The organism is Prochlorococcus sp. MIT 1201 (assembly GCF_047303415.1).
In the GTDB taxonomy this organism is placed as follows: domain Bacteria; phylum Cyanobacteriota; class Cyanobacteriia; order PCC-6307; family Cyanobiaceae; genus Prochlorococcus; species Prochlorococcus marinus_D.
This window is the reverse complement of the sequence record NZ_CP138947.1, coordinates 2,370,064-2,383,566: the sequence shown is the minus strand read 5'-3', so window position 1 is coordinate 2,383,566 and position 13,503 is coordinate 2,370,064. Positions and strand designations below refer to the sequence as shown.

8 protein-coding genes are annotated in these 13,503 nt (G+C 51.5%); 4 read left to right on the top strand and 4 right to left on the bottom strand.

Going from position 1 to position 13,503, the window contains the following annotated elements; genetic code table 11:
• Positions 1-16: 16 nt before the first annotated feature.
• The 3 genes from thrC to SIB41_RS11485 all read right to left on the bottom strand — a co-directional run bounded on the left by thrC (position 17) and on the right by SIB41_RS11485 (position 3,667).
• Positions 17-1,075, bottom strand: a complete 1,059-nt coding sequence (thrC, locus tag SIB41_RS11495; protein WP_063398570.1) for a threonine synthase — start codon at positions 1,073-1,075, stop codon at positions 17-19.
• 90 nt (positions 1,076-1,165) lie between these two features.
• Entirely contained in the window at positions 1,166-1,753 is a 588-nt protein-coding gene (locus SIB41_RS11490) for an alpha/beta hydrolase (RefSeq protein ID WP_063398571.1), read from the bottom strand.
• Between the two features lie 24 nt (positions 1,754-1,777).
• Entirely contained in the window at positions 1,778-3,667 is a 1,890-nt protein-coding gene (locus tag SIB41_RS11485; RefSeq protein ID WP_413359097.1) for an ABC1 kinase family protein, read from the bottom strand.
• Positions 3,668-3,725: 58 nt separating this feature from the next.
• Here SIB41_RS11485 and recN point away from each other — a divergent pair, with 58 nt between their 5' ends.
• The 4 genes from recN (at position 3,726) to SIB41_RS11465 (ending at position 12,322) form a co-directional block, all read left to right on the top strand.
• Positions 3,726-5,408: a DNA repair protein RecN gene (gene recN, locus SIB41_RS11480; protein WP_413359095.1), complete on the top strand. Its 1,683-nt coding sequence runs from the start codon at positions 3,726-3,728 to the stop codon at positions 5,406-5,408.
• Between the two features lie 45 nt (positions 5,409-5,453).
• Positions 5,454-8,414 carry an excinuclease ABC subunit UvrA gene (gene uvrA / locus SIB41_RS11475; RefSeq protein WP_413359093.1) on the top strand — a complete coding sequence of 987 codons (2,961 nt, stop codon included), beginning with the start codon at positions 5,454-5,456 and terminating at the stop codon, positions 8,412-8,414.
• A complete protein-coding gene (locus SIB41_RS11470; RefSeq protein WP_413359091.1) occupies positions 8,414-9,931 on the top strand; it encodes an alpha/beta hydrolase family protein in 1,518 nt (505 codons plus the stop codon). The genes uvrA and SIB41_RS11470 overlap by 1 nt, the downstream gene beginning before the upstream one ends.
• 258 nt (positions 9,932-10,189) lie before the next feature.
• Positions 10,190-12,322 carry an HAD family hydrolase gene (locus SIB41_RS11465; protein WP_413359089.1) on the top strand — a complete coding sequence of 711 codons (2,133 nt, stop codon included), beginning with the start codon at positions 10,190-10,192 and terminating at the stop codon, positions 12,320-12,322.
• On the opposite strand, the gene purT is transcribed toward SIB41_RS11465, so the two are convergent.
• Positions 12,319-13,497, bottom strand: a complete 1,179-nt coding sequence (gene purT / locus SIB41_RS11460) for a formate-dependent phosphoribosylglycinamide formyltransferase (RefSeq protein WP_413361541.1) — start codon at positions 13,495-13,497, stop codon at positions 12,319-12,321. The genes SIB41_RS11465 and purT overlap by 4 nt on opposite strands.
• Between the last annotated feature and the right edge of the window lie 6 nt (positions 13,498-13,503).

Below are 13,503 nucleotides of genomic sequence, written 5' to 3'. Positions count from 1 at the left end.
GGTGTTTGCTTGATCCTTAAAAACCCATGACATGAGCAACAGTGGTTAGATCTGGATTTACATCTGTATGAAATGTTGCATCGTTGTTATTGATGGCACAATCTGGATCTTTTAAACCGTTGCCAGTCAGGACACATACAACTGTTGCCCCTGAAGGGACTTCAGACGCACGTTTTAATAATCCTGCTACAGAAGCAGCACTTGCAGGTTCACAGAAAATGCCTTCCTCGCGACCAAGCAATTTGTAAGCTTCTAGAATTTTTTCATCTGAAACATCAAGAAAGGCTCCATTGCTGCTTGACTTTGCGGCAATGGCCTTTTCTTTGTTGACTGGGTTGCCTATTCTAATTGCCGTTGCAATTGTATTTGGATTGTTTACGGTCTTGTTGAAAACTAATGGAGCAGAACCACTTGCTTGGAATCCCATCATTTGTGGTAGAAGTTGACATTTTCCGGCTTGTTTGTATTCTTGAAAACCCATCCAATAAGCAGTGATGTTACCTGCATTACCCATTGGGATGCACAGCCATTCTGGCGCTTCTCCGAGAGCATCAACAATTTCAAAGGCTGCAGTTTTTTGACCTTGAAGCCGGTAGGGGTTAACGGAATTCACCAGAGTTACTGGGTATTTCAAGGCCATTTCTTGAACAATGTCGAGAGCACGATCAAAATTGCCTCGAATTGCTAGTACTTCAGCGCCATAAACTAAAGCTTGAGCTAACTTTCCTTGCGCTACATAACCGTCTGGAATTAATACAAAAGCCCGCATACCAGCGCGTCTTGCATATGCAGCAGCAGCAGCAGATGTGTTGCCTGTACTGGCACATATGACTCCTTCACAATTAGCTTCTTTGGCCTTGCTGATCGCCATCGTCATGCCTCTGTCCTTAAAGGACCCTGTGGGGTTGAGGCCGTCGTATTTCACGTAGACCTTGACTCCCCTGCCAATCTGTTCAGCTATGGAGCTGACAGGGATCAATGGCGTCGCTCCTTCTTTGAGGGTCACGACAGGTGTGGTATCGCTTACCGGTAACCAGGATCTATACGCTTCTATTAGGCCAGGCCAATCCTGCATCACAGGGGTTGTGGAGATAGCTTGAGGGAGGTTTTGGCTGAGGGACACCAATAGAGAGCAAGAGAGCAGTGTTTAGTTGGAATCTAAGCCTTAAGGCTTAGATTCCTTAAGGCCGTCTAGTGGCGAATCGGAAAAGAATTTCACTAGACCAGCGATTGACTCAGCTTTTTGCATGATTCCAAACAGAGCCGGTAGGTTTACTGTCATTGTTTCGTTGGGATAGGCTTTTAGAAAGTGGATGGCATTAAGACCGCCCTTCCCTATTTGCATGCCATTGATGACTCCAGCTCTGAATGCTGGAACGCTTACCGAAGGGTTTGGCACGTTGAGAGGGTAGATGATTTTGGATATGCGGTTGATGATTACGTTGCCAATGCGGGTGGTCATTAATCGACTGGTAAGCCCTATAGGAAGTTCTAGCTTTTTATTGAGGAGCTTGGAAACAGTTTCTGGGTTTTGTCGACTGAATTTCAGGGCATCTTTTAACAGGCCTCTGGCTTTTCCTGTTTTTGCTAGATATTCCAAATCTGACACTGAGATTGAGCGGCGGAAGGCACCACTGACTAAGGCCACTTCTTTGGCTGCTTCTGCTTTCGGCATCGTTGAAAACAGACTTAATCCCAAACTTAGGCAGAGAGCCATCAGAGATCGATAAGAATGTTTTTTGGATTGATTCATTAGTGAACCCTTTAGTCACAGAATTTAGGGTGAAACTCCTGCTGCTACCTTGACAAGACGGACAACACCACGTTCGGCGAGACCTTGCGCAACTTTTATACCCATTTTGTGGGTATCAGGTTCGCGGATCAGTCTTGGTAGGCGGCTGAGGACTAGTTCAGGAGTGAAGCCTGGCAGGTTTTGCAAGATAACGATCAGTTGCCGAATTGGCTCTAAATCAAGCAGTGACTCATCGTCAGAATTTTCAGACTTCGAACCAATGGCTATAAGTGGAGGTTGCAAGGATCGCGGTAGGTTACGACCCAGACGTTGAAATGTTTGCCAGCCAAAGGCGTCAAGGCGGTTGATTAGTGCTTCAACAAGTTGTTCTCTCAAGAGACCACCGTTGATTGAGAAGAGGAAATCGATGACCTGATCAATTAAGCTGTCTAAGTCGAGCTGGGCTTGGCTTGCAGCACTTGCTACAAGGTTTTCTAGTCGAGTCCAGCGGAAGATTTCTCCGTCAAATAGCATTTCTTTGAGGCTTTGGCGTAATTGAGGGTCGGGATCTTCCATGAGTCGCCGAGCGAAGTAAGGATAAGCGGCACCAAGAATTTTGAATTCTGAATCTACGCTTAATGCGATGCCTTCAAGGGTTATCAGTGAACGAATAATTAATGCGTAGTATGGAGGTACCTTGAAAGGGAACTTGTACATTACGCCAGAGAGGTCATCAGTTACGCTTTTGAAATCAAGGCGACTTACACCCATCTCTAGAGCTTGGCTGAAGACACTTTCAAACGCAGGTACAATTGGTTCTAGATTGACATCTTCTGCTAGAAAACCGAGTTTTACAAAGTCTCGTGAAAGGTTGTTGAAATTACGGTTTACCAGATGTACTACTGCTTCAATTAAGCCTGTACGTGATTCTCGGCTCACCTCACTCATCATTCCGAAATCGAGGTAGCAGAGCCGCCCATCGGCCATAGCTAGAAGGTTGCCAGGATGTGGATCAGCGTGGAAAAACCCGTGTTCCAACAACTGTTGCAAGCTGCAGTTAACTCCGACTTCAACCATATTATTGGGATCGATTCCTAGCTCTCTCACTGCCTTTAGATTAGTGAGTTTTACTCCATCAATCCATTCCATTGTAAGTACTCTACGGCTAGTAGCTTGTCGATAGATTATTGGTACAGCGATGCGTTGATTATGGCTGTGAAGCGTGCGGAAACGCTCTGCATTGGCAGCTTCATTAAGGTAATCCATCTCTTCAAATACTCTTCGGCCTAGTTCATCAATCAGCGCCACAAGATCACTACGTATCAACCTCACATTGCTTTTGAGCCATGCGGCAATGTTCCGTACGATGTAGAGATCAAGGGTGATTTGTTCACGAAGTCCTGGTCGTTGTACCTTCACGGCCACCTGTTGACCTCCTTTGAGTACGCCTCGGTGGACCTGTCCTAGAGAGGCGGCAGAGATGGGTTCTTTGTCGAGTTGTTCGTAGATCTCTTCGATTGGTGTTTCAAGATCTTCTTCTATGCAGGCCATAGCCATGACACTGTCGAAGCCTGGCAATTGGTCTTGTAGTTGTGAAAGTTCTTCCAGTAGAACTGGTGGTACTAGGTCTGGTCGACTGGAAAGAGCTTGTCCAGCCTTAATGAAAGCAGGGCCAAGCTCTACTAAGAGTTCCGCGAATTCTCGTGCTCGGGAACGAGCACGATTTGCATCGTTCAGTAAGCCAAAAACTTTGTCCCCTGCTAAGCCAATCAGGAAGAGACCAATTGGTAGAAGTGTTTGCCAGAGTCGGCGCAAAAGGCGCTGTGGATGGCCGGCATAAATTCTGGTAATTGCAGCAGGGTCGTATTCAAGTAGGCCTGCCGCCTCGATGAAATCCCCGAGTTCTGTTTCCATCCTGAGTGGGGTCTTGATCATTCACCCCTTCTAAACGAACCGTGCTGCCGCTACGGTCGGAATCATCACAGGGCTGGACGTGCTCACCGGTCTGCTGCTGCAGAACATAGCTCTGATCGAGAGTCTTGAACTGGAGTTCAGCTCCGGCTTTACGGTGCTCACCGGCGAGACCGGCGCAGGCAAGTCGATTCTTCTCGATGCCCTCGATGCGGTGCTGGGTGGAGCGCAGGGGGCCAGCGGCGTTCGTTTGCTACGCGCTGGTTCTGATCGAGCCAGGATCGAAGCTGCGTTTCAACTCAGCCCTGTGCTTGAACAGTGGTTGATCCAGGCGGAGTTTGACCCTGAAGAGGAGCTCTTGATCAGCCGTGAATGGAAACGGCAGGAGGGTGATCGCTTCTCCAGTCGCTGCCGGCTGAACGGCAGCACGGTGAATCGTCAGCAGTTGCTTGAGCTCAGACCGCTGCTGATTGATCTCACTGTTCAGGGCCAGATCCAGCTGTTGTCGCGTGCGGGGCAGCAACGGTTATGGCTGGACCGTCTCGGTGGTTCTTCGCTGGCAGAGGTCAAGGCACAGGTGGCTGATGCCTGGACGGACTGGCGCGTTGCTGCAGATGCCCTGATGGCTCTCGAGCAGGAACAGCAGCGTTTCGAACAGGAGCGGGCTGAACAGGAGCAGCAGTTGGAGCAGCTTCAAGCTGCTGATCTCGAGGATCCAGACGAGCAGCAGCGGCTGGAGCAGGATCAGGATCGCCTCGTTCATGGCGTGAGGCTTCTCGAGGGTCTGGCCTTGTTGTTTGGGCGTCTCCGCGATGGTGCGGATCAGGTGCCCTCTCTGCAGGATCACTTCTCGGCGTCCATCCAGGAGCTGCAGGCCATGGCCCAGTTGGATGGTTCCCTGGAGCCGCTGCGGGATCAGGCTCTGGATCTCGGGGCCGGTGTTGACGCCTTGCTGCGCTCCCTCGATCAATACGGTCTGGCGCTCGAGAGCGATCCAGATCATCTGGAGCGGATCCAAGACCGCCTGTCGGTACTAAAACGCCTGCAGCGCCGCTATGGCCTTGATCTGGCCGGTTTGATTCTGCGTCGCGATGACCTGCTTCACCGTCTGGGTGCTGAAGGATTCGCGGCTGATCTCGCCCGCCTGCATCAGGACGAGAACGACCGACGCCAGAGCCGTGATCAAGCCAATGCGGCGTTGCATCGCGAGCGTTCCAATGCAGCGGAGGCTCTGGAGGCGTCGTTGCTTGAGCTGTTGCCACCTATGGGCCTGGCCAACATGCGTTTCAAGGTGGATCTCACTCCCTGTGATCCCGCTGACCATGGTGCGGATGCTGTGCAATTCCTGTTTTCCGCCAATCCCGGCCAACCGATGGCACCGTTGACGGAGGTGGCGTCCGGTGGTGAGATGTCCCGTTTTCTGCTGGCGCTCAAGACCACTCTTGCCGCGGTGGATGGGTCCAGCACGCTGTTGTTTGACGAGATTGATGCCGGCGTCAGTGGACGCGTTAGTGGAGCGATGGCGGATCTTCTTCAGACCCTGGCGCGTCAACGCCAGGTGTTTTGCGTCACCCACCAGCCGCTCGTGGCGGCCGTGGCCGATCACCATTTCCGGGTAAGTAAGCATGTGGAGGACGGCGTGACCCATTCGCGAGTGTCCCGACTGCGGGACACTCAGGAACGCCGCGAGGAGCTAGCTGACCTCGCTGGTGGTAATCAGGCTGATGCCTATGCAGCGAGCCTGCTGGACCAGCGCACAGCTTGAAGGCTTCGGTTCTTCCTAAGCTCTTGAGCTTTCCAACGGGTCCTGATGGCGCGAGCTGCTGCCAAGATCGCTGATTCAGCTGGCTCGCTGGCGACTCAGGACGACGTGATTCGCGTGAGGGGTGCCAGGCAGCACAACCTCAATAACGTCGACGTCACCATCCCCCGCAACAAGCTGGTGGTGTTCACCGGAGTCAGTGGCAGCGGCAAGAGTTCGCTGGCCTTCGACACGATCTTTGCGGAGGGACAACGCCGCTATGTCGAAAGTCTGTCGGCCTATGCCAGGCAGTTCTTGGGGCAGGTGGACAAGCCCGATGTCGATGCGATCGAGGGTCTCTCGCCGGCGATCTCGATTGACCAGAAATCCACCAGTCACAACCCGCGGTCGACGGTGGGCACCGTCACGGAGATTCAGGACTACCTCCGTTTGCTGTTCGGTCGCGCTGGCGAACCCCACTGCCCCAAATGTGGCCGCTCGATTAAGCCGCAGAGCATCGACGAGATGGTCGATCAGATCCTTCTTTTGCCGGAGGGGACCCGCTATCAGTTGTTGGCGCCGGTGGTGCGCGGCAAGAAGGGCACCCACACCAAGCTGATCAGTGGCCTGGCAGCAGAGGGTTTCGCCCGGGTGCGCATCAACGGTGAGGTGCGCGAGCTGGCCGACAACATTGAGCTGGACAAGAACCACAGCCACAACATCGAAGTGGTTGTCGATCGTCTTGTTGCCCGTGAGGGGATCCAGGAACGGCTGACCGATTCCCTCCGCACGGCCCTCAAACGCGGCGATGGTTTGGCGCTGGTGGAGGTGGTGCCCAAGAAGGGTGAGGAACTTTCCGACGGTGTTGAGCGGGAGCGTCTCTATTCCGAGAACTTCGCCTGCCCGGTGCACGGCGCTGTGATGGAGGAACTGTCGCCACGGCTGTTTTCCTTCAACAGCCCCTATGGCGCCTGTGAGGCTTGCCATGGTATTGGCCATCTGCGCAAATTCACCGTGGACCGGGTGATTCCGGATCCATCCCAGCCGGTGTACGCCGCTGTTGCTCCCTGGGCGGAAAAAGACAACAGCTATTACTTCTCTCTGCTCTATTCAGTGGGTGAAGCCTTTGGCTTTGAGATCAAGACCCCATGGAATGAGCTCACGGACGAACAGTGGGATGTGTTGCTCAATGGAAGCCGCGAACCGATTCTGATTCAGGCCGATAGCCGGTATCGCAAGGGCAAAGGGGGGTACACCCGCCCGTTTGAGGGCATTCTTCCAATCCTTGAGCGGCAGCTCCGTGATGTCAGCGGAGAAGCCCAGCGCCAGAAGTTGGAGAAGTACCTCGAGCTGGTTCCTTGTGAAGCCTGTGGCGGTCAGCGGCTCCGACCCGAAGCCCTGGCGGTGAAGGTGGGTCCTTATCGGATTACTGAACTCACTTCTATCAGCGTGGCGCTGACTCTTGAACGCATCGAAAAGCTGATGGGCATTGGAGCAGCTAATGGATCTGAGCCTTTGCTCAATTCACGTCAGATCCAGATCGGTGATTTGGTCTTGCGTGAGATTCATATGCGTCTTCGCTTTCTTCTTGATGTTGGGCTCGAATATCTCAGTTTGGATCGACCCGCGATGACCTTATCTGGCGGTGAGGCTCAGAGGATTCGTTTGGCGACACAGATCGGTGCTGGTCTTACGGGTGTGCTTTATGTGCTTGATGAACCAAGCATTGGTTTGCATCAGCGGGACAATGATCGTCTGTTAGCCACGCTCAGACGTTTAAGGGATCTGGGTAACACTTTATTGGTGGTAGAACACGATGAGGACACCATTCGTGCCGCTGACCATCTTGTCGATATTGGTCCAGGGGCAGGGGTGCATGGGGGTCATATTGTTGTTGAAGGATCTTTGGATCATCTGTTGATGGCTGAAGAATCTTTGACAGGTGCATATCTCAGTGGCCGCCGCTCTATTCCTACACCTAGAGAGAGGAGAGAAGGAAGCAGTCGCAGGCTTCGTTTGATTGATTGTGATCGCAATAATCTTAAAAATCTCACCGTAGATTTTCCTTTAGGGCGCCTTGTTGCGGTCACAGGAGTCAGTGGTAGTGGTAAGAGCACTTTGGTGAATGAGTTACTTCATCCTGCCTTAGATCACAGTTTGGGTTTGAAGGTGCCTTTCCCTCAAGGCTTGGGCGAGTTGCGAGGTGTCAATGCGATCGACAAGGTGATCGTGATTGACCAGTCTCCAATCGGCCGTACACCGCGCTCTAATCCAGCCACCTACACCGGTGCGTTTGATCCGATTCGTCAGGTATTTGCTACTTCCGTTGAGGCAAAGGCTCGTGGTTATCAGGTTGGTCAGTTTAGTTTCAATGTGAAAGGTGGTCGCTGTGAGGCTTGTCGTGGTCAAGGGGTGAATGTGATTGAAATGAACTTTTTGCCAGATGTTTATGTTCAGTGCGATGTCTGCAAAGGTGCTCGATTTAATCGGGAGACCTTACAGGTCACTTACAAGGGCCACACCATTGCAGATGTTTTGCAGATGACGGTTGAGCAGGCTGCAGAGGTTTTTTCTGCTATTCCCCAGGCGGCTGATCGATTGCGCACGTTGGTTGATGTGGGACTGGGATATGTGAAGTTAGGTCAGCCTGCGCCCACGCTTTCAGGTGGTGAAGCTCAACGTGTGAAGCTTGCTACCGAGCTCTCAAAGCGCGCTACTGGCAAAACCCTTTATTTGATTGATGAACCAACCACTGGCCTCAGTTTTTACGACGTTCATAAGTTGATGGATGTTATGCAGCGTCTTGTTGATAAAGGCAATTCAATTATCGTGATAGAACACAACTTGGATGTAATTCGTTGTTCTGATTGGATTATTGATCTTGGCCCTGAAGGAGGAGATTGTGGTGGCGATCTTCTGGTCACGGGGACTCCAGAACAGGTTGCATCCCATCCCACTAGCCATACGGGGCATTATCTCAAGAAGGTGTTAGCGAAGCATCCTCCTGAGACTGTGTCTGTTGCAGCTTGATGATGTTTTTTCGTTCCCGTCTTTGGCTGTTTGCAATCAGTTTTGGAGCGGGGCTTGGACTTGTTCCAAGCTCTGCTCCTGCACTTGAACGCTTGGTGTTTGATCTGCCTGTACTGGAAAGTCAGATTGATTTTGAGCTTGGCGCTGCTCAGAGCGCAGGCGATCTAATTGATGCCAATCCCGATTTTGTGGAGTTGGATCGGGCTACGGATGGTGCTTTTGTGCGACTTCTCAATCAGGTCTTTAACGCTCCCCTGCCAGCGCAGATTGAGAAGGTGATTGAGAAGTCTGTCGGGCAGCCTCTTTTGGAGCAGGCTCTGATCGTAGTAACCAAGTTGGTTCAAGTTGAGGGGTTGCCCCAAGACACCAGTGGAAGGATGTTGCTTGAGGCGCTTTCGCGTGCTTACAAGAGTGGTCAGCCAACTGTGCTTGGTTTGTTGCGACAAATCCCTGGTCAATCTGCATCCATCAACTTGTCGAAATTGGCCAGCTATGTCTCACGGCTTCAACGTAATCAGCTAGCAGCAAATTTGCTTGTGGAGAAAGAGGCTCCTGTTCAGATTAAAACTGGATTACGCATGCCGCTTACCGGGTTGTGGTTAAGTCAGCAAGTTGATTTTCAGGCTTCCCATCGCTCGAAACCGATACGGGTGGTGGTGATACAACCGAAGTCTCGTGCAAATGGTCGCTTGGTGGTCATTTCACATGGGCTTTGGGAGTCTCCGAGAGATCTTCAGGGTTGGGCTGAATATCTTTCTGCTAACGGTTATACGGTGTTGCTCCCGGAGCATCAGGGCAGTGATGCTGATCAGCAGAAGGCGATGTTGGCGGGTGATCAACCTCCGCCGGGACCTCAAGAGTTGCGTCTTCGTGCGATGGATGTGACTGCGATGCTCTCTGCTGTGGAGTCAGGTGGTTTGTTGTCAAGACTTTCCCTCAATACAGATGAGGTTGCTGTTGTTGGTCATTCATGGGGGGCGACTACGGTGATTCAATTGGCTGGGGCACGCTCAACGGATGTGAAGCTCTCTGCTCGTTGTCATAACCAGGATGACCCTGAGCGCAATATCAGCTGGATACTGCAGTGCAGTTGGCTTTCCAAAATGAATGAGTCTTCTGTTGAAGACTCACGGGTCAAGGCAGTTGTGGCAGTGAGTCCGCCGTTACGTCTTCTATTTGATCCAAGTAGAACTTCAGGTTTGACAGCCAAGGTTTTGTTGGTTAGTGGCACTCGTGATTGGGTCGTGCCTCCGGTGCCTGAGGCTCTGATGCCCATGCGTGATAGTGGTGCTTTGGAGTTTGGCCATCGCTTGGTGCTTGCCCAAGATGGTGGTCACTTCAACTTGATGGCACCTGCAAATCAGCTTCAGCCGGCCACTTTGGCCCCCCTCATTCTTGCTTGGATTAATGAACAGCTTGCAAATCCTGGTGTTGTCACCTTTAGTGGCGGTGGTTGGGGTGATGCCGTGCATCCTTTAGTGGATGTGACTGATGCGGCTCTGAACCTGTATCACTGAGGCTTTTTGGCCTGGCTTGTTGCGAGCAAGAGGCTTCATTATTCTGTCTTTGGGGTTTGTATTTCTCAACGATTCGTTCTAGGATTTTTGTGTTTAAAAGAGAAAACACATAGAGGGAATATATTGTTGTCGTTTCTAGTGAGCTGGGAGGTTTGGTTCTCATCCTTTCTTTAGGTTTATGAGGATGGAAGTTCTTTGATTATTTCTTGATGGCCATCCGCCTCTGGATGGGTTCGTTGATTGCCTTGGAGGCATCAGATGGGTTTGAGATTGCTTCATCTGCATCTTCATGGACTGTTTCGATCTCACGACTTGGAATTGGGTCGCGATGCTGATACAGGAGGCCAGGCTCTTTATGTGCTCGAGCTTGTCAGGGGCCTGGCTGCGCGTTCGGAAATTGAGCAGGTTGAGGTGGTTACCCGCTTAATTCATGATCGTCGTGTTTCTACTGACTATGCCAATCCCATTGAGGATATTGCTCCTGGGGCCAAGATCATCAGGCTGCCTTTTGGACCAAGACGATATTTGCGCAAGGAGTTGTTTTGGCCCTATTTGGATGATTTAGCGGATCAGACCGTTAGCCATCTCCAGCAGCAAGAACATCTTCCTGATTGGATTCATGCTCATTACGCCGATGCAGGCTATGTGGGAGCCCTTGTGAGTCGCAGGCTGGGTGTTCCCTTGGTGTTTACAGGTCATTCCTTGGGCAGGGAAAAGTTGCGACGTCTGTTGGGAGTTGGTGGAGATCATGAACAGATCGAGCAAACATATGCCATTGGTCAACGCATTGATGCTGAAGAGTTGACTCTTGCTCATTGCAGTTTGGTGATTACGAGTACTCGCCAGGAAATTGATCATCAATACGCTCGCTATGGGCGTTTTGTTCCGGAGCAAGCGGAGGTGGTGCCTCCCGGCGTTGATTCCATTCGCTTCCATCCACTCCAATCTTCTAGTGAAACGGATGTTGTTGATGGATTGCTCGCGCCCTTTTTGAGGAAACCTTCTTTACCTCCTCTTTTGGCCATTTCCAGAGCTGTGCGTCGTAAGAATATTCCTTTTTTGGTGGAGGCTTACGGCCGCTCGCCTGTGTTGCGTCAAAGGCATAATCTTGTGCTTGTACTCGGCTGTCGGGATGATCCTCGTCAGTTGGAGAAGCAACAGCGGGAGGTGTTCCAGCAGGTTTTTGATCTCGTGGATCGTTACGATCTTTATGGCCGAGTGGCTTATCCCAAACAGCACCGTCGTGATCAGATCCCAGCGATTTACCGATGGGCAGCCTTGCATCGTGGTTTGTTTGTGAATCCAGCGCTTACCGAGCCCTTTGGGCTCACTTTGCTTGAAGCGGCGGCCTGTGGTTTGCCGATGGTGGCGACTGATGACGGTGGTCCGCGCGACATCCTTGCTCGTTGTGACAACGGCTTGTTGGTTGACGTTACTGATCTGGAGGCACTTCAGGATGTAATGGAGCAGGCTGGTTCAGACGCAGATCAGTGGCGTCTTTGGAGTGATAACGGGATTGAGGCGGTCAGTCGGCATTTCAGTTGGGATGCTCATGTTTGCCATTACTTGGCATTGATGAAGCAACGTCTTGAATTGTCTCAGCCACGAATCTGGGCCACAGATAAAGAGTGTCTGGGCAGTCCACTGGGGCAGAGTTTGTTGTTGCTTGATCTTGATAGTTCTTTAGAAGAACCCGAGGCAGAGGGTTTGGCTTCGCTGCGGGAGGGATTGGAATCCATTGGCTCTGGCGATGCGCATGGTCTGGGAGTATTGACGGGTCGTTCTGTGCAGGCTGCAAAAAAGCGTTATGCAGAGCTGAATCTTCCTTCTCCTCGGGTTTGGATTAGTCGCGCGGGTACTGAAATCCATTACGGATTGGAGGATCAGTCGGATCGCTTTTGGCAGGCTCATATCGACGTTGATTGGCGGCGACAGGCAGTGGTATCTGCTTTAGCTGATCTCAAGGACCATTTGACCCTTCAGGACGATCAGGAGCAGGGTCCTCACAAGGTGAGTTATCTATTGAAAGAGCATGGTGAGGCGATTTTGCCACTCGTCCGTCAGCGTTTAAGGCAAAGGGGTCAGGCGGCACGTCCTCATTTGCGTTGTCATTGGTTTTTGGATGTGGTGCCTTTGCGGGCTTCCCGAAGCGAAGCCATTCGCTATCTCTCTCTTCGTTGGGGATTACCTCTTGAGCAGATTTTGGTTGTTGCCAGTCAACAAGGTGATGCTGAATTGGTAAGGGGATTGACTGCTTCAGTAGTCCTTGCAGAGCATGATCCTTGCCTGGAGGGTTTGCGTCATCAGCAACGAGTGTTTTTTGCTAACAACCCGCATTTGTTTGGACTTTTAGATGGCTTAAATCACTATCGGTTTTTCTTAAAGTCTTAACTGACACCCTTGCCCTTTATTACCTGGATGGATGCGGCGGCTCGATCAGCTTTAGAGCGAACTGCTTCCATAGACTTGCCTTTGGCTAAAGCAACCCCCATGCGACGCCCTGGTCGAGCATTGGGTTTGCCGAACAGCAATATCTGGGTGTCAATTTCTGAGAGGGCTTTCTCCACTCCTTTGTAGGAAATGGATGAGAGATTGTCTTTTGCCAGGATTACCCTGCTTGCTGCTGCATCTGCAGTTTGAATAGTAGGAATAGGTAATTTCAGCACTGCGCGCAGGTGTAGTTCGAATTCACTAAGGTTTTGGCTGATAAGGGTGACAAGTCCGGTGTCATGTGGCCTTGGTGATAGTTCCGAGAAAATCACTTCATTGCCACATAGAAAGAACTCCACCCCGAACAATCCCACACCACCAAGATTTTTGGTAATAGTCAGAGCCATTGATTGGGCTTGCTTGAGTTGTTCAGTAGAGAGTTCTGCTGGTTGCCAGCTGCATTGATAATCTCCTCCAATTTGTTCATGCCCGATTGGTTCGCAGAAGAGGGTGGAGCCATCCTCTTGGCGAATTGTGAGCAAGGTAATTTCTAGATCAAAGTGAAGGAACTCTTCCACGATGACTCGCGGTGAGTTACCCCGGGACCCTGCCATAGCGGCTTGCCAGGCTTGCCGAAGGCCTTCAGGATTGCTAACCACACTTTGGCCTTTGCCGGAGGAGCTCATGACTGGTTTGACCACCACTGGCCAGCCCAGGGGCTCAGCTGCATGTTTGAGTTCTTCGGCATTGCCGGCATAAGCAAATTTTGGGGTCAGTAGAGCCAATTCAGCGCTGGCGAGATCTCTGATTCGATCGCGATTCATCGTTACGGCTGTGGCTCGGGCCGTAGGGATCACTGTGATTCCTTCGTTTTCAAGCTCTGCCAGTGCATTGACTGCCAATGCTTCGATCTCTGGAATGACTACATCCGGTTGGTGATGCCTGATGATGGCTGTGAGGGCTTCTGAATTGTTCATGTCCAGAACCTCTGCTTGGTCTGCTACTTGCATGGCCGGGGCCCCGGAGTATCGATCACAGGCGATGACATGGCAGCCCAACCGTTGAGCGGCGATTGTTATTTCTTTGCCGAGTTCTCCGCTGCCAAGTAACAGCAAGGTTTTTGGTAAGACAGTCATCATGAA